Source organism: Segatella copri (assembly GCF_026015625.1).
GTDB classification, from domain to species: Bacteria; Bacteroidota; Bacteroidia; order Bacteroidales; family Bacteroidaceae; genus Prevotella; species Prevotella copri_H.
Genome location: NZ_JAPDVG010000001.1, coordinates 1,647,804 through 1,668,133, shown reverse-complemented (window position 1 = coordinate 1,668,133; position 20,330 = coordinate 1,647,804). Strand labels below are relative to the sequence as shown.

Here is a 20,330-nt window from a genome sequence, read left to right as displayed (position 1 = left end):
CAGAATGTTAAACTACCATAACCCATGAAGGGACTTTTTCAGTGCCCTCAAAGCGGGTACGAGAGCGCTCGGCAGCCTGCTGGTTGGCTGAAGCGATGACTGGAAGGATATTGGAAATCTGCATCATGCGCAATTGGTTGTTGAAGAACTGGGCATCTTCCATCGTGTGCTGGATGTATTTGGCAGCTCTCTTGCTGTTGCTCGCATCCTTTTTAAAGAGGTAGTAGGCTAGCTTTTGAAGCGCAACAGTTTCTTTGAGTTGGCACAATCCATCGCTCACGGATGCCTCTACGAGAAATTCCTCGTAAAGGTCGAATTTGCCGTTTTTTTTGTAATATCTGGCTATACCATAAGCTGACATGGCATGGATACGGGATTTGGCTGGCGACATCTTCAGTGCCTTCTGATAATGGTTGAGCGATTCCTTGCTGGTAGGGTTGTTGAAATAGGCGTATTCGCCCATGAGATACTGATAGTAGGCAGATTTCTTACTGTTTTCGTTAAAACTCTGTATCAGGAGGGTCAAATAATGCTTCTTCTGGGCATGGAATTCTTCGGCGTAATCAGAGTTCTTTGCGTATGATGCCCAATAATTATAGAGCCAGGTGAAGGTGAAGTAATAGTATAGCTTCAACTGGTATGGCATCTCGTCGGGATTGAGCGATTGGAGTAAGTTTTCTGCTTTGTCATAAAACCCCCTTACCGAGAGTATGGATGCCTGGTTTATCTGGTTGCGTAAAATATAATAGGTGTTATGACATTTTTCTGCCAATTCAAGCCCCTGTTTCATATATGCGTATGCTGAATCGTAGCGGTAAGCGCTATAGGCATGATATATGCTGTCAAGAAACAGTAGTCGGGTTTGGTTGTCTTCAGCTTCATAAGCTTGCCGCTTCAGATGTTTCAATTCCTTTTCCTTGATTCCCTGATAATATTGGTCGTTTTCAATCATCTTGTCAATACGATCCAATAAAGTCTTCTCGTCCGTTTTGCCTTGAGCAGCCAATGGCATAGTAAGCAAAAGAAGTAAATATATAAGTAGTTTCATCTTTAATGCTTCTTTATAATTATAACAAAATAGTCTTTTAAATATTATTTTCGTCCTTTTGTCCGTTTTGTGGTGCAAAGATACAAATTTCCTTTCATATAATACCATTTACTTTAGATAAAAATAGTTAATAGATTAAAGCCTCTGATTCTTAAGAAGTTATCTAGTTCTTTAGTAGGCTGATTTTTTACCAAAATGCTACTTAGGTATACAACTTTGAAAAAAATAATATAACTTTGCAAACGAAATCAGAAAACAGTAGTTTTAATGGTTTAATTACCACTTCAAGTCTTCTAAAAGTATTTAATGATAAAGAAAATTCCTTTTGTTGATTTAGTATGTTGATTTAAATAGGAAAACAGGTTTAGTTTATATTAGGGAAAAAAGGATTGGTAATAGACTAGGCTACTTGATGATTCAAGTTTGCCCTTAAAGGCAAAGCTTATCTATTATGTTTTAGGGAAAACCGCCATGCTTTTGTGAAAAAGTGTGGCGGTCTTTGTTTAATATATGTTAGTTTCTTCTCTTTTCTTTGGTCAACTCAAATTATTTTTTTACCTTTGCCACATATTTATATATAGATGAATGGATTTATATATAGTAGTAGGAAATAGATTTCGAAAGAAAAAATCAGTTTTCTTCATGTGTAGAGGGAAATGGTAAGTAGACTTTAAAATATTATATTGAATAAAATATTAAAACAATGAATATATTAGTAACAGGCGCTAATGGTCAATTGGGACATGAAATGCAAATCTGTGCCCAAAAAAACAATCACAAGTTTGTCTTCACCGATGTGGCTGAAGGCTATGAAAAACTGGATATCACCAATCTTGACGCTATCAGAGAAAAGGTGAGGGAGAATGATATTCAGGTAATTGTTAACTGCGCTGCTTATACCAACGTAGATAAGGCTGAAACAGATTACGATCTGGCTAATCTGCTCAACAATACTGCTGCGGGAAATTTGGCACAGGCTATGAAGGAGGTAGATGGTACTTTGATTCATGTATCTACTGACTATGTTTTTCAGGGCGACAAGAATATACCTTGCCGTGAAGATTGGGAAACGAATCCTTTGGGGGTATATGGTAAAACGAAACTTGCAGGCGAAAAGAGTATTGAAGCTACTGGATGCAAGCATATCATCATCCGTACAGCATGGCTCTACTCGCAGTGGGGTAAGAACTTCGTGAAAACCATGCAGAGTCTCACGGCAAGCCACGACACCCTGAAGGTGGTCTTCGACCAGGTGGGTACTCCAACTTACGCTGGCGACCTGGCTGCTGTCATCTCACATATCATCGAAACTGACCAGTTGGATAAGACGGGCATCTACCACTTCTCTAATGAGGGTGTCTGCTCTTGGTTTGATTTCGCTAAGATTATCTGCGAACTGAGCGGAAATACTTGCGATATACAGCCTTGCTACAGCGAGGAGTTCCCAAGCCCAGTGAAGCGTCCTCACTTCTCTGTACTTGACAAGAGTAAGCTCAAGCAGACTTTCGGATTCAAGGTGCCATACTGGACTGACAGTTTGAAGAAGTGCATCGCTGAATTGGCGGCAGCAAAATAATTATTAATTATAAATTATTAATTGAAATGAAGAATATCATTATCACGGGCGGTGCTGGTTTCATCGGCTCACACGTAGTAAGACTTTTCGTGAACAAATATCCTGAGTATCACATCATCAACCTCGACAAGTTGACATACGCAGGCAACCTGGCTAACCTCAAGGACATCGAGGACAAGCCTAACTATACTTTCGTTAAGGGCGACATCTGCGATTTCGACCTGATGTTGAAGCTGATGCAGGACTACAAGGTGGATGGCATCATTCATCTCGCTGCCGAGAGCCACGTAGATAGAAGTATCAAGGATCCATTCACTTTCGCTCAGACCAACGTGATGGGAACCCTGTCTCTGCTCCAGGCGGCAAAGATTTACTGGGAGAGTCTTCCTGAAGGATACGAGGGTAAGCGCTTTTACCACATCTCTACTGATGAGGTTTACGGTGCTTTGCAGATGACTCATCCTGAGGGCGTTCCTGCTCCTTTCACTACCAAGGCATCCAGCGATAAGAACCACGAGGCTTACGGCGAGGAGTTCTTCCTGGAGACAACCAAGTACAATCCTCACTCTCCATATTCTGCATCCAAGGCAAGCTCAGACCACTTCGTCCGTGCTTTCCACGATACATACGGTATGCCTACCATCGTGACCAACTGCTCTAATAACTACGGTCCATACCAGTTCCCAGAGAAGTTGATTCCGCTGTTCATCAACAATATCCGTCATCGCAAGCCATTGCCGGTATATGGTAAGGGTGAGAACGTGCGCGACTGGTTGTATGTAGTAGATCATGCCCGTGCCATCGATATGATTTTCCACAAGGGTAAGATTGCCGAGACCTATAACATCGGCGGTTTCAACGAGTGGAAGAATATCGATATCATCAAGGTGGTAATCAAGACTGTTGATAGATTGCTCGGCAGAAAGGAAGGCGAGGATATGGATCTCATCACTTATGTAACAGACAGAAAGGGTCACGATATGCGTTATGCCATCGACTCTAGGAAGTTGCAGAAGGAATTGGGCTGGGAGCCATCTCTCCAGTTTGAGGAGGGTATCGAGGAAACCGTAAAATGGTATCTCGATAACCAGGAATGGATGGATAATGTAACATCGGGTGATTATCAGAAGTATTACGATAATATGTATTCAAACCGATAATAGCTTTTGGAGTAATCGGAACATGTTTCTATTGTAACCGGTGCATGTCTCTATTGTAACCGGTGCAAGAGATTCTGTTTTGTATATTGAATCAGGAGTCCTGTATTTGTTTATAACAGCAAATGCAGGACTTTTTTGTTTTATGGCAATTAAAATGCAGTAAATATATTATTATTTCTTAATTTTTTATGCTTTATGTCGAAGAAAACTGAAAACTAGAAAATATTTTTCTATCTTTGCAGCCTTAATAATATATAAAAGAAACAGATATGAAGAAAATAATGTTATCAGGCATCGTCATGGCGGTTGCTACCTTGTCGTGCCTTCCCGTTAAGGGACAGGAAAGGGTGGTTCCTTTTAAATATGGTAATATGGACCACTGGGTAATCAGGAATATCAAAGAATCAGGCATTATCGGAGGAAATCAGAAAACTGTTTATGCCGTTGGGCCTAATATGACTATCAATGGTAATATTCCTTATACCAATAAGGGTGGTTCGCCTTGGGGTTCCTCTAATGTCCTGGCACATGTATCGGGCATCTATAAGACGAATAACTCTGTGTTTCGTGATAAACATGGTAGTGGATATTGTGCCAAACTGGTAACCCATATTGAGAAAGTAAAAGTGCTGGGACTCATCAATATCAAGGTCTTGGCTGCCGGTTCTCTCTTTCTGGGTAATGTTCGTGAACCGATAACAAGTACCAAGGATGGTCCTAAAGCCATCAACTGGGGTATACCATTCACCGCACGTCCTAAGGCTTTGCGCTTTGATTATAAGACATCTCTCCCTCATGCAGCCAATCGTATCAAACAGAATGGATTTAGCGGAGCCTCTACGGTTGCAGGTCGAGATCATGCTATAGCTGTGCTCTATCTGCAGAAACGGCATGAAGATGCTAAGGGAAATATAACAGCTAAACGTGTGGGTACGATGGTAGTCAGATTCGGAAAGAGTACCGATAGATGGGTGGAAGATGCTACCTATACAATCCATTATGGCGATATCCGCCACATGGCAGGTTATCAGGCTGCTGCTATGGGACTGCGATCCACTGACTATGCCCGTAACAGCAAGGGTAAGAGTGTGCCGGTAAAAGAAGTAGGATGGGCGAGTGCTAACGAAACACCTACTCATCTGATTCTTCAGTTCTCCTCATCCGATGGTGGAGCCTATATCGGAACTCCAGGCAATACCTTGTGGATTGATAATGTAGCATTGGTGTATTAAAATAATAAAATCGACAAAATGAAGCATATTCTGACAATACTTATTATGATGTTGGCATTGGGCAGCTATGCCTCTGAGCCTTCTGTAACCGATAGTATCTCATCTGCAGAGAAGGTGGATACGACGACTTTACATGCCGGGAAATCATGGGTGAACCGGATTCTTGACTACTTTAATGATTCCAACAAAAACAAGAAGCATAAACGTTTCGATTTTAGTGTGATAGGTGGCCCTCATTATGCCTCTGATACCAAGTTTGGATTGGGATTGGTGGCAGCAGGACTATACCGTACTGATCCGAATGACAGTATTCTTCCTCCTTCTAATGTCTCGCTTTATGGTGATGTCAGTTCTGTAGGTTTCTACATGTTGGGTGTCCGTGGTAACCATATTGCTCCTAAAGGAAGATATCGCATCGATTATCACCTTTATTTCTATTCTTTTCCCTCTGATTTTTGGGGTATAGGCTATGAGATGGGCGATAACGATGCCAATAAGAGTGACATGAAGCGTTGGCAGGCTCAGGCTGAAGTTAGCTTCCTGTTTCGTGTAGCAGATAATTTCTATATCGGACCGATGGCGAGTTATGACTATGTAATAGGTAAACATATTGAGCGTCCGGAATTACTGCAAGGCATGGATCAGCATACTTGGAATGTAGGAGCTGGCGTTTCTCTGGTATATGATAACAGAGATAATCTTACGAATCCGCATCGTGGTATCTATCTGAATATCAATCAGATGTTCAGACCTGGATTTATGGGAAATGATTATGCTTTCAGTACGACGGCATTTCGTTTTGATGCCTATCAGCGACTGGGTAAGGGAACGGTTCTTGCCGAGGACATTGGGGCTAACCTCAACTTTGGTAATCCTTCGTGGGGAATGATGGCTGAATTGGGTGGTACTCATTCCATGCGTGGCTATTATGAAGGCCGTTATCGCGATAAACATTCTCTGGAAGCTACGGTTGAGTTGCGCCAACATGTATGGAAGCGTAATGGCATCGTAGTGTGGGTTGGAGCAGGAACCATCTTCCCGAAATTCTCGGCATTGCGCTCTAAACAGATTTTGCCGAATGCCGGTGTAGGTTATCGCTGGGAATTTAAGAAGAATGTGAATGTACGTCTGGATTATGGATTCGGTAAGTCGGGGCAGTCTGGTTTTCTCTTCAATATCAATGAAGCGTTTTAGTAATAATGCTCTTTATGTAGTTTGATAATGCTCTTTAAAGTGTTAATGAAAAAGTAGAATGAACAGTTTTACGGATATATATAATAAGGTGGTGTTGCCTATATATAATAAGGTGTCATCGGGCGCATTCCTTTACGGGTATGCTGTGGTAGCATTGTTGTTGCCTAATATAGCTCTGTGTTATACCGAATGTCTGGCTCCTTGGGCTTGTGGTGCCAATGTGTTGCTGCCTTTGGCACTCTACATGTGGTTCTTTTCGTTAACCAGATGCCCGGGTAAGATGATCTGGTGGGCTTTTCTTTTTGTTTTTTTCGCTGCCTTCCAACTGGTATTGCTTTATCTCTTCGGGACGGGAGTGATAGCGGTAGATATGTTTCTGAATCTTGTAACTACCAATCCTGGCGAGGTGAAGGAACTGCTTGGTAATCTGTTGCCTGCTGTGGTGGGTGTTTTTGTGGTTTATCTTCCTTTGCTGGTTCTGGCTATTGTCAATATCAGCAAGAAAGGGATGATAGTGGTTCAACTCCAGCATCGAGTGCGTCGTTGGGCTTTGGAGATAGCTGCTGTCGGTTTATTCTGTCTGCTGGCTTGCTATGTGGCTGTAGATGATTATCGTTTGCGCAACCAGCTTTATCCTGTTAACGTTTGCTATAATCTCTATCTTGCTTTCGAGCGTAATGCGGCTTCAGAGAATTACAGGGAGGCAAGCAGGAATTTCAGGTTTGATGCCAGGAGCGAGCACGATGCTGAGGCTCCCGAGGTGTATGTGATGGTGGTGGGAGAGACGGCGAGAGCCCACAATTTCAGTCTCTATGGCTATCCGCGCGATACCAATCCTTTGCTTTCCAAGACTCCTGGAATCATAGCTTTTCCCGATGCTACAACCCAGAGTAATACTACGCATAAGAGTGTTCCTATGCTCCTGTCGGCTGCATCAGCAGAGGATTTCGAACGTCTCTTTCATGAGAAAGGTATCCTGGCTGCTTTCAGGGAGGCGGGATTTCATACCGTATTTATCAGCAATCAGCTGCCTAATCATTCTTTTATTGATTTCCTTGGCGAACAGGCTGATGAACATTACTTCCTGAAGGAAGGTGCTTCTGCAAAAGAGAATCATTATGATAGTGATTTGTTGCAGAAGTTGGATGGGATATTGCGTGCGGCAGATGCTTCTTCATCCAAGCAATACCGTTATCGGAAACTCTTCGTGGTACTTCATACTTATGGCTCTCACTTTAATTACCAGGAGCGCTATCCCCGTAATTTCGCTTTCTTTAAACCAGACAGTAAGAGCGAAGCGAAGCCGGAGAACCGGCGTGACCTGCTGAATGCATACGATAATACCATCCGGTATACCGATTATATCCTGCATGGTATCGTAGAACGTCTGCAGAAATGGGAGAAGACTCAGGCAAAGACGGATGGGGTATATAGCCAACCTACATCGGCGATGCTCTATACCAGCGACCATGGAGAGAATATCTTTGATGATGACCGTCGCCTCTTTCTGCACGCCGCCCCGAAGGCATCAGATTATGAGCTGCATGTTCCTTTCATCATCTGGACATCAGATGGTTATGGAAAACAATATCCGGGAATACTGAAAACTTTGTCTGGTCATCGTACCCAACAGGTACAGACGAGTCTTTCGGCTTTTCATACGATGTTGGGGATAGGAGGCATCCTGACCCGTTATCGCCAGGATGAATATTCTGTGGCAAGTGAGAAGTATCATCCTGTGAAGTTGTTTTATCTGGATGATCATGATAAAGCGATTCCACAGGAAAATGCCAAATATTAGCATCTGATTTTAAGCGTAAACGCGCTCTTTGTGTAAAATACATGAAAAGAGTTTTCGTAAATGTCAATTATTTGCGAAAACTCTTTGTCGTATCTATAATTTGCTGTATCTTTGCACCCAGATTTAGATAATAATAAAAATACAGTTGTTATGGAACCAACTCGAAAAATCGAAAAGGTAGGCATGCGCAACCTCCGTATGGAGGATTATGATCAGCTTGCCAAGTCATTTAGGCGTATTTACGCAGACTCAGATGTATTCTGGACAAAAGAACAGATTAAGAAACTCATTACTATCTTCCCTGAGGGACAGGTGGTTATTATCGTTGATGATAAGATTGTGGGCTGTGCGCTCTCTATCATCGTTAACTATAATATGGTGAAGGGTGATCATACCTATGCTCAGGTTACGGGTAATGAAACCTTCAATACCCACGATCCTAAGGGAAACATTCTTTACGGCATCGAGGTATTTATCCACCCTGATTATCGTGGTTTGCGCCTGGCTCGCCGTATGTATGAGTATCGTAAGGAACTCTGCGAGAAGCTCAACTTGAAGGCTATCATGTTTGGCGGTCGTATACCAAACTATCACAAGTATGCCGATAAGATGCGCCCTAAGGAGTATATCGAGCATGTAAGAAACCGTGAAATCTATGATCCGGTTCTTACCTTCCAGCTTTCCAATGATTTCCACGTGCGCCGCGTAATCCGCAACTATCTTCCTAGCGATGAGGAGAGCGAGCACTGCGCCACCCTCTTGCAGTGGGATAACATCTATTATCAGCCACCTACGGATTCTTATGTAGACCGCAAGCCAACCGTAAGAATCGGATTGGTACAGTGGCAGATGCGCCCATACGCTTCGGTGGATGACCTCTTCGAACAGGTAGAGTTCTTCGTTGATTCCGTGAGCGATTACAAGAGCGATTTTATCCTCTTCCCTGAGTATTTCAATGCGCCTTTGATGGCTCGTTTCAACGACTTGGGTGAGGCGCAGAGCATCCGAAAGATGGCGCAGTATACCGAAGAAATCCGTGACCGTTTCCGCGAGTTGGCCATCAGTTATAACATCAATATCATCACGGGTAGTATGCCTTATCTTAAGGACGATTCCCTCTATAACGTGGGCTTCCTCTGCCGCAGAGATGGTAGCGTGGATATGTACGAGAAGATTCATGTTACACCAGATGAGCAGAAGTGCTGGGGATTGAGTGGTGGTAGCCATATCCAGACCTTCGATACCGATTGCGGTAAGATTGGTATCGTTATCTGCTATGATGTGGAGTTCCCTGAGTTGTCAAGATTAATGGCTGAGGATGGCATGCAGATTCTCTTCGTTCCATTCATGACCGATACCCAGAATGCTTACTCCCGAGTAAGAGTATGTGCCCAGGCGCGTGCCATCGAGAACGAGTGCTATGTAGCCATTGCGGGTAGTGTGGGCAACTTGCCTCGTGTTCATAACATGGATATCCAGTATGCCCAGAGCGCCGTGTTCACCCCTTGCGACTTTGCTTTCCCTAACGATGGCAAGCGTTCAGAGGCAACACCTAATACCGAGATGATTCTCGTATCAGATGTTGACCTGAATCTCTTGAATGAGCTTCATACCTACGGTGCTGTAAGAAATCTTCGCGACCGCCGCAAGGATCTGTATGAATTGAAACAGAAGAAGTAAGTGAGGAAGGATAATTCAACACTCAACATTCAACATTCAACATTTAACATTTAAATAAAGTGTATAAGATAGACATCTCGGAGCGCACGCTCCACTTCAAGCAGCCGGCAGGCACGTCTCGTGGCGTATATACCACGAGACACAGTTATTATCTCACTCTCACCTCTGATGAAATGCCGGGAGTAGAGGGAGTGGGAGAGTGTGCTACGCTCCCTGATCTCAGTTGCGATGCCAAACCAGAATATGAGATGACCCTGCGACAGGTTTGTCAGATGGTGGAGCAGATGGGACGCATTCCTTACGATATGATTCGTGCTTACCCTAGCATCACCTTCGGATTGGAAACCGCCTTTGCCTCGTTCTTCGATGCAGCAAAGAAGTTTTTGGAGATTGTTCCTGCTGAAGGAGCATCTTCTTCTTCAGAAATGTTGAAGCAGAAAGGGGTTTCTGTTCCAGCCGAAATGGAGAACCTGACAGATCTTTTCGATTCTCCTTTCGGAAGAGGTGAAGAAGGTATCACCATAAACGGATTGGTGTGGATGGGAACCTACGAGGAGATGCTGGCACGGTTGGAGGAGAAGCTCCAGGCGGGTTTTCATTGCGTGAAACTGAAGATTGGTGCCATCGATTTTTTCAAGGAACTCGATCTCATCAAGCGCATCCGTGATGTTTATACCAAGGAGCAGGTTGAGTTGCGTGTAGATGCCAATGGCGGCTTCTTGCCGGAGAATGCGATGAGCCAGCTGGAGGCTTTGGCTAAATATGACATTCATTCGATAGAGCAGCCTATCAAGCAGCATCAGTGGCCTAAGATGGCCCAGCTCTGTCGCGAAACACCGCTTCCTATCGCCCTAGACGAGGAGTTGATTGGTGTGAATGTGAGAAGCATGAAAGAGGCTCTGCTCGATACCATTCGTCCACAATATATCATCTTGAAGCCTTCACTTCATGGTGGCATCTATGGATGCAACGAGTGGATAGAACTGGCTAACCAGCGTGGTATCGGCAGCTGGATTACTTCTGCTCTTGAGAGTAATATCGGTCTGAATGCTATTGCTCATTATGCAGCTAAAGTATATGGTCCTAATGTCAAGATGCCGCAAGGCTTGGGCACCGGACAGCTCTTTACTGATAATATACCGATGCCTTTGGAGATTCGTGGTGACAAACTGTTTGTAGTAAAATGACTTTAGAAGAATTCCTTTCAGAATGGAATAACGGTAGCGACCGGGTGCTGGTGCATACCAGTGGCTCCACGGGAAAGCCCAAGCCGATGATGGTAGAGAAGAAGCGAATGCTCAACTCAGCCCGCATCACTTGTGATTTCCTGGGATTGAAACCTGGTGATAGCGCCCTGCTCTGCATGTCGCTCGATTATATTGCAGGTAAGATGGTGGTGGTGCGGAGTATAGAGCGCCATCTCCATCTTATTTCTGTTTGCCCAAGTGGGCATCCTTTGAAAGATGTAAATGAAGAGATTACCTTCGCTGCGATGGTCCCGATGCAGGTTTATAACACCCTGCAGGTTCCTGAAGAGCGGGCTCGTCTCTGCCGCATCAGGCATCTTATTATCGGTGGCGGGGCCATAGATGAGGCTCTCGAACAGAAACTGAAGGCTCTTCCCGGCGATATTGCCATCTGGAGTACCTACGGAATGACCGAAACGCTCTCGCATATTGCCCTGAGAAGAATTAACGGTGCTGAGGCTAGCGAATGGTACCAGCCTTTCGATAGTGTGAAAATCAGTCAGACCGATGAAGGATGTCTGGTGATAGATGCTCCGCAGGTCTGTGCTGAACCCCTGGTAACGAACGATATAGTGGAAATAGAATCCTATATATATAATAAGGTGGAAAAACTCCGTTTTCGCATCAAAGGCAGAAAAGACAATGTGATTTGCAGCGGAGGCATCAAGATACAGATAGAAGAGGTTGAGGCTCTGTTGAAGCCTTATCTCGAAAAACCTTTCATGATAGCCAAGAAGAAAGACGGGAAGTTTGGAGAGATAGCAGTTCTCCTGACGGAAGATGAGGAGATAGAAAAAGTAGAGGCGACTGTTCGCCGCCTCTTATCTGATCATAAATATTGGATTCCAAGGAAATTCCTTCATGTAGAGCATCTCCCGCTTACCGAAACCGGAAAGCCGAAGCGCTCTATCTTTCTTTAAAGGGATTCTCTGAAGAAAGATTCTTTAGCTGAATTATCCTTCTCTGAAGAAATCGAGTGCTTCCTTGATCTCTTCTGTCGTAGCTGTCTGGTTGATACGGATATCGCCTATGCCACCCAGCATCGTGAAGTTGATGATGCCATTCTGGTTCTTCTTGTCATGATGCATCAGTTCGATGAGCTCATCATAGTCATCGCAGGTAATATCCAGTGTACCATAGAATTCCTTGATGAAGTTTACGGTCTGGCGCATCTTCTCAGTAGGGAATCCGGTCTTGGCAACACTCAGATAGAGTTCTGGAATCAGACCGAATGCCACAGCGTAACCATGCAGGATAGGCTTGCGCTTCAAAGCCCAGCTCTCGAATGCATGACCGAAAGTATGCCCCAGGTTCAGCGCCTTGCGGATGCCCTGCTCGTGAGGATCCTGCTCTACAATGCGCTCCTTTACCTTCACGCTGTCGCCTACCATGCGCTGCAACTGCTTCAAATCAGGCTTGTCGAGGTCGAAGCTGACCAGTTCTTCCCACATTGCTTCTGTAGAAATCAGACCGTGTTTCAGCATCTCTGCATAGCCCGAACAGATGTTTTCTGCATCGAGCGTCTTTAAGAATTCTGTATCGAGAATAACGAACTTAGAATCGTTGAACACACCTACTTCGTTCTTCAGTCCGCCGAAGTTGATGCCTGTCTTTCCACCTACCGATGCGTCTACCATAGCCAGCAGGGTGGTAGGAATATTGATAAAGTTGATACCTCTCTTAAAAGTGCTGGCAGCAAAGCCACCCAGGTCGGTTACCATACCGCCGCCCAGATTAATCATACAGGAGTGGCGTGAAGCTCCTCCCTCCTGCAGTCCTTTCCATACCATCATCAGACTTTCGATGTCTTTATGGCTGTCGGTAGCCGGAATAGTGATGATATGGGCTTCCTTCATGCAGTAAAAATTCTGCAATACAGGCATGCATAGTTCCAATGTCGTAGTATCTGTAAGCACAAAAAGCTTGTCGTGCTCACACTCAGAAAGTGCACTTACCAGTTCGCTTTCCAGTTGGGGTGATATGATTACTCTTTGTTCCATAACATTCTAACGTATTAATTTTTGTGCAAAGATACACTAAAATGGAGACAATACAAAAAAAAAGTTGCTAAATTTGCGTTTTTTATCTCAGAATGCATTAAACCTTGGTGTATTTAACGCGTCAAAACAATCGAGTAACAAAAAATGATAATAGAATATCATAGCGATTATGTGTGAAAACACTCATAGTTGGAAATAATAACAAATAAAAATAAGAATGAAAAAATCGATTCTGACGATGCTGCTGCTGTTGATGGCAATAGCATCCTTTGCTCAGCAGCGACTGATATCCGGTCAGATTACCGACCGCGATACCAAGGAGGCCATTGAGCAGGTAACTATTCAATTGCTTAAGAGCGACAGCACGTATGTGGCTGGTGCCATCAGTAATGAGAACGGACTCTTTCATGTCACCGCTCCGGCTAATGGCAAGTATCTGCTCAAGATTTCGAGCGTAGGATACAAGGCTACCGTGAAGCATATCCAAATTTCTGATAACAAGGATCTGGCTATGGGTAAGATTGTGCTGGGTGCTGAGGCTATCATGCTGAAAGGCGCAGTGGTAACAGCTATGGCTCAGAAGGTAACCCTGAAGGAGGATACTTTCGTGTACAATTCTTCTGCCTATCGCACACCGGAAGGCTCGGTAGTAGAGGAACTCGTAAAGCGTCTGCCGGGTGCAGAGGTGAGCGATGACGGTACCATCAAAATCAATGGTAAGGAGGTAAAGAAGATTCTCGTAGATGGCAAGGAGTTTATGACGGGCGATACCAAGACTGCCCTGAAGAACCTGCCTACCAGCATCATCGAGAAAATCAAGGCATACGATGAGAAGAGTGATCTCTCTAAGGTGACCGGTATTGATGATGGTGAGGAGCAGACCGTGCTCGATTTCGGTGTGAAGAAGGGTATGAACAGAGGTTTGATTTCCAATATCGACCTGGGCGTGGGCAACAAGAGCCGCTACAATATGCGTGGCATGGGAGGTTATTTCAGTGATAACAACCGATTCATGCTCTTTGCCAATGCCAATAACACCAGCGACCGTGGTTTCGGAGGCGGTGGCCCCGGCAGAGGCTTCGGAGGTGCTAACGGTTTGAATGCCAGCAAGCTGATTGCTGCCAACTACAATTACGAACTGAAAGATAAATTCAAGTTCAATACTTCACTTCGCTGGAATCACAGCGATGGCGATATTTGGAGCCGTCGTTCCAGCGAGAACTTCATGGGTAGTAGCTCTTCGTTCAGCAACAGCTTGACTCAGAATTTCTCCCGCAGCAACAGCTGGAACGGCAACATCCGCTTGGAGTGGATGCCTGATTCCATGACCAATATCCTCTTCCGTCCTTCCATCTCCTGGAATACCAGCGACGGCAGAAATACCGGATTGTCTGCCCAGTTTAATGACGATCCTTACGAGTATGTAGATGATCCGCTTCAGGATGCTTTCCTGAAAGACCTCTCTACGGGTGAAAGCAAGAGTAAACTGAATGAACTCCAGAAACTGGTCAACAGCCAGGAAAACAGCGGCTTGAGCTATTCAGATAATAACAATATGAAAGGTATGCTGCAGTATAACCGCAAGCTGAACTCCCAGGGCCGTAATATCACGTTCCGTGCCGATGCCAAGTATACAGATAAGGACAGCAAGAGCATCTCGCTCAAGAATACCCGCTATTATCTTGCGGAATTGGAACAGGGCAAAAACGCATCAGATATCAACCGTTATAACCTGACACCTTCCAAGGATTACAGCTATGCGGGTCAGGTTACCTATAGTGAACCGCTCTGGAAGGCTACCTTCCTGCAGTTCAGCTATAAGTTTACTTACAGCTATTCCAAGAGTGATCGCAGCACCTACCGTTTTGATGATTATTCCTTTGATGGCATCACTCCTGTTTACCGCACCTGGGGCAGCTATCTCGACAGGGTAGGAAACAATTGGGAGGATACCAAGGATGATGACCTGAGCAAGTATTCTGAATATAAGAACTATACTCACGATATCCAGGTGATGATGCGATTCATCCGTAATAAGTATAATCTCAACTTCGGTGTGATGATTCAGCCACAGCGCTCCAACTTCATCTACGATTATATGGGCAATCATACGGATACCGTCCGCACAGTCACTAATTTCAGTCCTACGCTCGATTTCCGTTACCGCTTCTCTAAGATGAGCAACCTGCGCATCAACTATCGCGGTACAACCTCGCAGCCAAGCATCTCGCAGTTGCTGAATGTAGTGGATGACAGCGACCCGCTGAACATCTCGAAGGGTAACCCTGGCTTGAAGCCTTCGTTTACGCAGAACTTCCGATTGTTCTACAACAACTTCGTGCAGAATCATAACAAGGGTGTCATGACGTTTGTCAACTTCTCTACCACCCGAAACAGTATCAGCAATAAGGTAGAATATGACGAGAAGACGGGTGGACGCACCACAACCCCAGAGAATATCAATGGCAACTGGAATGTGATGGGAGCCTTCATGTTCAACTGTTCTATCGATAGTGCGGGCGTCTGGAATATCAATACCGGAGCCCATGCCAACTATAACAATTATGTGAGCTATCTGAGTGTTGACCAGAATTCAAGTTCACTGAAGAATACCACCCGAAGCCTTACATGGCGCCAGAATCTCTCTCTGAGCTATCGTAACGACTGGGCTGAATTCTCGCTCGACGGAACGCTGACTTATAACAAGGCAAAGAACAAGCTCCAGCCAACCAGCAACCTCAATACCTGGCAGTTCTCTTATGGTCCTAGCATGACGCTTACAGCGCCTTGGGGTACCAGTCTGAACTCAAGCCTCTCTATCAGCAGCCGCCGCGGTTATAGCGACAGCAGCATGAATACGGATGAGTTTGTATGGAATGCGCAGCTCTCTCAGGGTTTCCTGAAGGGCAAGCCTCTTACCATCATGCTGCAGTTCTACGATATTCTCCGCCAGCAGAGCACCTTCTCTCGTGCCATTTCTGCTACATCCCGCACGGATACGGAGTATAATGCCATCAACAGCTATGCGATGCTGCACGTGATTTACCGCCTGAATCTCTTCGGAGGCAAGGATGCCCGTAGGGGTGGACCTGAAGGTCCTGGTGGTCCTGGTGGCCGTCCAAACTTCCATGGCCGTCCATTCAATGGCGGTTTTGGCGGTGGTCGTCCAGGCGGCAGAATGTTCTAGAAAAGAAAATGAAGTAAGCTTCATTTTAAACGATAGTAAGCCTCACTTCATGTTTACGTGAGGCTTATTTCAAACAGATATGACGAGAAAAAAAATCCCCGCTCTTCGTAATGAAGAACGGGGATTGTTATTTTGTCTTATCAAGAGTTCTCGATTAGAGAGCGAACTTGTAACCTACAGTAATCTGGATTACGTTGTTGTAACCTTCGTCTGAGTGCTTGAATACCTTTGTGCAGCCGATGTTGTAGCGAGCATCGAATACAAGGTTAGAATACTCATAAGAGAGACCTACTGGTACAGAAAGGTCGAATGTCTTAACAAGCTCGTCAGGCATATCATCCTTACCTACCATGAAACCTGGCTGAATACCAGCCTTGAGAGCGAGACCCTGAGCTACATAGTAGTTCAATGTTACAGGTACGTTGATATATCCTGGAGTCCAAGTTACGTGATCAGACTTTGTTCCCTGAGCAGAGTAGAGAGCGCCAACAGCAAGACCTAACTTGTCTGTAGCCTGATACTGCAATTCAGCACCGGCTGCGAAACCTGCCTTCCAATCGCCGTCAGCGATAGTAGAAACGTTCAAACCTACCTTAGGCTGAATAGTTGTTGTACCTGCAGCCTGCTGTGCGAAAGCACCTACTGAAGACAGCACCATAGCTGCCATAACGAATAATTTTTTCATAATCTCTAATATTTTAAATTAATAGTTTATAATGCTCATATAGAGTATGATTAGTTATCAGTGTGTTGCTGATTCCATCATTTTTACTAGGTGCAAAGGTATGTTTTTTCTCTATTCGCTCCAAATATTTTAAGCTTTATTTTAAAATAAGTAGCCAAATATCACATATAAGTTTCTATTTCGTATATTTTTAGCAATAATTATCCCAATTTTCTTGCATCGTATCTTAAAATGTTTTATCTTTGCAAAGTAAAAAAGAAAGGAAAATAATTATGACTACACAAGAAATTAATTTCGCAATGATTTGTGGAGCACTCATCCTGATTTGTCTTTTTGCTGTCGGGTTGATTATTCACGAAAAGAGCCAGCAAAAGAAGAATGCTCAATGGGAATAAAAAAATCCCCTATACAGTGTAAAAGATGTATAGGGGATTCTTTTATTCTTCATCCTCGTCCCAGTCTTCTTCGTCAAATCCAAACATGGCGGGATCTACGAAGGCATCCAGGGCTCGGCGTTCTTTCTTTGTAGGGCGACCAGTGCCTCGGGCTCTGTCTACGAATCCGCTGATACGGCTCATCTCCAGGAGCTCGTATTGCTTAGGGTCGGTTACGTTTTTATAGACACCATACAGCATCTTGGCGCCTACGCGCTGCTCTATGCAGTCGAGAACCTCGAAAGAGTAGGTGATAGGGGCTTTCTTTACGCTCACCACATCGCCACGCTTGATGATGAAGGAAGGCTTTCTCGTTACGCCTCCCACCATGACGCGACCATTCTTACAGGCATCGGCAGCAATGCTGCGGGTCTTGTAAATGCGGGCAGCCCAGAGCCACTTGTCTATTCTTGCTGATTCTTTCATGATTTCTAATGCTTATGGAGATTAATCACTAATAATTAATCACTATAATTACTTCTTTCCTAGCTTATTGTATTGGTTCATGGTGATGTCGATACCGGCAAGGACGAAGCTCTTGATAATCTCTACACCCAGGTCGATGGCCGGCTGCAGCTGCTTCATGTCTTCCTCAGAATATTTGCCCAGCACCCAGTCTATCTGGCCGCCACGCGGATAATCGTTGCCGATGCCCATGCGCAGGCGGGCATAATTCTGACCGATAAGCTGCTGGATATGTCTCAATCCGTTATGTCCGCCGTTGCTGCCGTTCGCCTTCAGTCGGAAAGCACCCAGAGGCAGGGCTAGCTCATCGCTGATAACGAGCAGTCGGCTCTGGTCAATCTTTTCCTGATTCAGCCAATATCTTACCGCATTACCGCTGAGATTCATGAATGTGGTAGGTTTGAGCAGGAAAATCTTTCTTCCCTTGAGCGTAGTCTCGGCTACGAAGCCATATCGCTTATCCTCAAAATGAATATTGGACGCTTTAGCAAAAGCGTCCAATACCATAAATCCTGTGTTGTGCCTGGTGCCGGCGTATTCATCGCCAGGGTTACCAAGCCCACAAATCAAATATTTATCCAATGTTTGATAATGCTTTACTCAGGTTCGTAAAATCTCTAGATGACTCAGTGATTAAGCCTCTTCTTCCTCAGCAGTCTGAGCTGCGAGCTGAGCGTTACGTGTCATCTTGATAGAGCAAACTACGACAGCCTTGCTTGTAGCCAACTCGAGACCCTCGAATGAGAGGTCACCTACCTTGATGCTCTTACCGATCTTCAACTCTGTAACGTCGATATCGAGGTGCTCAGGAATAACCTGGTAAGGAGCTGTAACGTTGATCTTACGGATAGAGAGGTTCATACGACCACCATCACGTACACCCTGTGCAAGACCTGTCAACTTAACTGGAATACCGATAGTGATAGGCTTCTGGTCGTTAACCTCGTAGAAGTCAACGTGCAGAGGAGCGTCTGTTGTTGGGTGGAACTGAATCTCCTTCATGATAGCTGTGTGGCTCTCACCGTCGATGATGAGGTTGATAACGTATACATGAGGAGTGTAGATAACTTTACGCAACTCAGCGAATGGAACTGCGAATGACATAGCCTCAGGAGCACCGTTCTCGCCCTTCTTCTCACCGTAAAGGTTACATGGGATAAAACCTTCCTTACGCAATGTCTTAGAAGCTTTCTTGCCAAGGTCTGTACGCTTCTGACCTGTTACATTAATCTCTTTCATTTTGTGTTACTCTAAATTAAGTTATTAATAAAAAATGTGCCTTAACTCGCCATCACACGGATTAGCTTTGCTTAAAGCGGGTGCAAAATTACGAAAATTATTTGGAATGAGCAAACTTTTTGCCGAAAAACATGTTTTATATGCAGAAAAAATATTGAAAATACAATTTTTTGCTTAAATAAACTGAAATTTTTGCCCGTTTTCTTGTCTATTACCTATTTAATGTGTATTTTTGCAAGCGTATTAGGTAATTTAATAAATGAATCTTTTAAAAACATTAGAGAATGATTAATAGGGATTTGATAAGACGTAAGATTGTGCAGTTAACCTACGCATACTATCAAAACAGCGATCATAACATGGAGAACGCTGAGAAGGAGCTGATGTTTAGTCTCTCCAAGTCATACGATTTGTACAACTACATGTTGCAGCTCATCGTTGCCATCACCCAGGAGGCACGCAAGCGCTACGATGTAGATGTAGCCCGTGCCAAGAGAGAGGGTGAGCAGGAACCTTCACCACGTTTCGCATTCAATAAGTTCGCTCTGCAGCTCGAAGAGAACAAGATGCTGCTCGAATGGATAGATGTTAAGCATTCCAACTGGGATGAGGATATCGAAATGGTGCGCAAAGTGTATACTGCGATTACGTCTAGTGATCTCTATGCTGATTATGTCAGCGGTGCTATTGATGAGGAACTCGCCGATCTCGACGAGTACAGCCGCGACCGTGAGGTATGGCGCCGCATCTACAAGCAGTTCATTCAGAATAATGAAGAGCTTGATGCATTCCTCGAGGAGAAGAGCCTCTACTGGAACGATGACAAGGATATCATAGATACTTTCGTATTGAAGACTATCAAGCGTTTCGACCCGGAAGCTAAGGCCAAGCAGGAATTGCTGCCGGAATATAAGGATGCTGAAGACAGAGAGTTTGCACGCAAGCTCTTCCGTGCTACCATCCTCAACTGCGATACCTACCAGCGCTATATGAGCGAGGCTTTGCGCAACTGGGATTTCTCACGTCTTGCCTATATGGATGTGATTATCATGCAGATTGCCATCGCTGAGGTGATGAACTTCCCTGGCATCCCGGCTACCGTCACTATCAACGAGTATGTAGAACTCGCCAAGGCATACAGCACTCCTCGAAGCGGCGGTTATGTTAACGGTATGCTCGACAGCATCTGCCGCGAGCTCATCAGCCGCAACCTCATCCAGAAGGAGATGCCTGAGCGTAAGCCGCATGCACAGCACGGCGAACATGCCGGCAACCAGCGCCCAGCTTCTCAGCGCCCAGCTGGCCATCGTCCGCGCATTCACCGCGCTCCGGGCAAGGGTGAGTAAATAACGGAGGCCTTTCTTACAGGTCACACCTTATTT

The 20,330-nt window shown here is 44.8% G+C and carries 17 protein-coding genes; 11 read left to right on the top strand and 6 right to left on the bottom strand.

Translation table 11 applies throughout. From position 1 onward, the window contains the following. Positions 1 to 7: 7 nt before the first annotated feature. Positions 8 to 1,048: a DUF6377 domain-containing protein gene (locus ONT19_RS07445; protein WP_264952821.1), complete on the bottom strand. Its 1,041-nt coding sequence runs from the start codon at positions 1,046 to 1,048 to the stop codon at positions 8 to 10. A 703-nt stretch (positions 1,049 to 1,751) separates the two neighbouring features. Here ONT19_RS07445 and rfbD point away from each other — a divergent pair. From rfbD to ONT19_RS07405, 8 genes are all read left to right on the top strand, one after another. Next, positions 1,752 to 2,624 (top strand): dTDP-4-dehydrorhamnose reductase, encoded by an 873-nt coding sequence (gene rfbD / locus ONT19_RS07440; protein ID WP_264952822.1) that lies wholly within the window; start codon positions 1,752 to 1,754, stop codon positions 2,622 to 2,624. 26 nt (positions 2,625 to 2,650) lie between these two features. Continuing rightward, positions 2,651 to 3,784: a dTDP-glucose 4,6-dehydratase gene (locus ONT19_RS07435; RefSeq protein WP_153113051.1), complete on the top strand. Its 1,134-nt coding sequence runs from the start codon at positions 2,651 to 2,653 to the stop codon at positions 3,782 to 3,784. A gap of 278 nt (positions 3,785 to 4,062) precedes the next feature. Further along, the gene (locus ONT19_RS07430; protein ID WP_437183482.1) at positions 4,063 to 5,016 is read left to right on the top strand and encodes a PCMD domain-containing protein; all 954 of its coding nucleotides are present in this window, start codon (positions 4,063 to 4,065) and stop codon (positions 5,014 to 5,016) included. Positions 5,017 to 5,034: 18 nt separating this feature from the next. Then, entirely contained in the window at positions 5,035 to 6,210 is a 1,176-nt protein-coding gene (locus ONT19_RS07425) for an outer membrane protein assembly factor (protein WP_264952824.1), read from the top strand. A 58-nt stretch (positions 6,211 to 6,268) separates the two neighbouring features. Then, a complete protein-coding gene (locus tag ONT19_RS07420; RefSeq protein ID WP_264952825.1) occupies positions 6,269 to 8,011 on the top strand; it encodes a phosphoethanolamine transferase in 1,743 nt (580 codons plus the stop codon). Between the two features lie 150 nt (positions 8,012 to 8,161). Further along, entirely contained in the window at positions 8,162 to 9,691 is a 1,530-nt protein-coding gene (locus ONT19_RS07415) for a carbon-nitrogen hydrolase family protein (protein ID WP_118155096.1), read from the top strand. A gap of 59 nt (positions 9,692 to 9,750) precedes the next feature. Beyond that, a complete protein-coding gene (locus tag ONT19_RS07410; protein ID WP_264952826.1) occupies positions 9,751 to 10,878 on the top strand; it encodes an o-succinylbenzoate synthase in 1,128 nt (375 codons plus the stop codon). Then, entirely contained in the window at positions 10,875 to 11,858 is a 984-nt protein-coding gene (locus ONT19_RS07405) for an AMP-binding protein (protein ID WP_264952827.1), read from the top strand. Before ONT19_RS07410 ends, ONT19_RS07405 begins: the two co-directional genes overlap by 4 nt. Before the next feature lie 33 nt (positions 11,859 to 11,891). Here the strand turns inward: ONT19_RS07405 and aroB are convergent, their stop codons facing one another. Continuing rightward, positions 11,892 to 12,938 carry a 3-dehydroquinate synthase gene (gene aroB / locus ONT19_RS07400; protein WP_264952828.1) on the bottom strand — a complete coding sequence of 349 codons (1,047 nt, stop codon included), beginning with the start codon at positions 12,936 to 12,938 and terminating at the stop codon, positions 11,892 to 11,894. A 217-nt stretch (positions 12,939 to 13,155) separates the two neighbouring features. Between aroB and ONT19_RS07395 the strand changes: the two genes are divergently transcribed. Further along, entirely contained in the window at positions 13,156 to 16,125 is a 2,970-nt protein-coding gene (locus tag ONT19_RS07395) for a TonB-dependent receptor (protein WP_264952829.1), read from the top strand. 154 nt (positions 16,126 to 16,279) lie between these two features. Here ONT19_RS07395 and ONT19_RS07390 read toward each other — a convergent pair whose 3' ends face one another. After that, positions 16,280 to 16,810, bottom strand: a complete 531-nt coding sequence (locus tag ONT19_RS07390) for a porin family protein (RefSeq protein ID WP_040552888.1) — start codon at positions 16,808 to 16,810, stop codon at positions 16,280 to 16,282. 272 nt (positions 16,811 to 17,082) lie between these two features. Here ONT19_RS07390 and ONT19_RS07385 point away from each other — a divergent pair, with 272 nt between their 5' ends. Then, positions 17,083 to 17,205, top strand: a complete 123-nt coding sequence (locus tag ONT19_RS07385) for a hypothetical protein (RefSeq protein WP_006847295.1) — start codon at positions 17,083 to 17,085, stop codon at positions 17,203 to 17,205. A gap of 42 nt (positions 17,206 to 17,247) precedes the next feature. Here the strand turns inward: ONT19_RS07385 and ONT19_RS07380 are convergent, their stop codons facing one another. The 3 genes from ONT19_RS07380 to ONT19_RS07370 are packed head-to-tail and all read right to left on the bottom strand — an operon-like array spanning position 17,248 to position 18,948. Then, positions 17,248 to 17,670 carry an RNA-binding S4 domain-containing protein gene (locus tag ONT19_RS07380; protein ID WP_022121567.1) on the bottom strand — a complete coding sequence of 141 codons (423 nt, stop codon included), beginning with the start codon at positions 17,668 to 17,670 and terminating at the stop codon, positions 17,248 to 17,250. A gap of 48 nt (positions 17,671 to 17,718) precedes the next feature. Beyond that, positions 17,719 to 18,291, bottom strand: coding sequence for an aminoacyl-tRNA hydrolase (pth, locus tag ONT19_RS07375; protein ID WP_264952830.1), 573 nt, complete (start codon positions 18,289 to 18,291; stop codon positions 17,719 to 17,721). A 51-nt stretch (positions 18,292 to 18,342) separates the two neighbouring features. Then, a complete protein-coding gene (locus ONT19_RS07370; protein ID WP_118152051.1) occupies positions 18,343 to 18,948 on the bottom strand; it encodes a 50S ribosomal protein L25/general stress protein Ctc in 606 nt (201 codons plus the stop codon). Between the two features lie 284 nt (positions 18,949 to 19,232). Between ONT19_RS07370 and nusB the strand changes: the two genes are divergently transcribed. Continuing rightward, complete coding sequence (nusB, locus tag ONT19_RS07365; RefSeq protein WP_264952831.1) at positions 19,233 to 20,294, top strand: transcription antitermination factor NusB; 1,062 nt, start codon at positions 19,233 to 19,235, stop codon at positions 20,292 to 20,294. The last annotated feature ends 36 nt before the right edge of the window (positions 20,295 to 20,330 follow it).

Coding starts and splice junctions, on each gene's coding strand:
- ONT19_RS07385 (WP_006847295.1), top strand. CDS start 17,083: ATGACTACACAAGAAATTAATTTCGCAATGATTTGTGGAGCACTCATC.
- ONT19_RS07395 (WP_264952829.1), top strand. CDS start 13,156: ATGAAAAAATCGATTCTGACGATGCTGCTGCTGTTGATGGCAATAGCA.
- ONT19_RS07425 (WP_264952824.1), top strand. CDS start 5,035: ATGAAGCATATTCTGACAATACTTATTATGATGTTGGCATTGGGCAGC.
- ONT19_RS07445 (WP_264952821.1), bottom strand. CDS start 1,048: ATGAAACTACTTATATATTTACTTCTTTTGCTTACTATGCCATTGGCT.
- ONT19_RS07380 (WP_022121567.1), bottom strand. CDS start 17,670: ATGAAAGAATCAGCAAGAATAGACAAGTGGCTCTGGGCTGCCCGCATT.
- ONT19_RS07420 (WP_264952825.1), top strand. CDS start 6,269: ATGAACAGTTTTACGGATATATATAATAAGGTGGTGTTGCCTATATAT.
- aroB (WP_264952828.1), bottom strand. CDS start 12,938: ATGGAACAAAGAGTAATCATATCACCCCAACTGGAAAGCGAACTGGTA.
- ONT19_RS07370 (WP_118152051.1), bottom strand. CDS start 18,948: ATGAAAGAGATTAATGTAACAGGTCAGAAGCGTACAGACCTTGGCAAG.
- ONT19_RS07405 (WP_264952827.1), top strand. CDS start 10,875: ATGACTTTAGAAGAATTCCTTTCAGAATGGAATAACGGTAGCGACCGG.
- ONT19_RS07415 (WP_118155096.1), top strand. CDS start 8,162: ATGGAACCAACTCGAAAAATCGAAAAGGTAGGCATGCGCAACCTCCGT.
- rfbD (WP_264952822.1), top strand. CDS start 1,752: ATGAATATATTAGTAACAGGCGCTAATGGTCAATTGGGACATGAAATG.
- ONT19_RS07390 (WP_040552888.1), bottom strand. CDS start 16,810: ATGAAAAAATTATTCGTTATGGCAGCTATGGTGCTGTCTTCAGTAGGT.
- ONT19_RS07435 (WP_153113051.1), top strand. CDS start 2,651: ATGAAGAATATCATTATCACGGGCGGTGCTGGTTTCATCGGCTCACAC.
- nusB (WP_264952831.1), top strand. CDS start 19,233: ATGATTAATAGGGATTTGATAAGACGTAAGATTGTGCAGTTAACCTAC.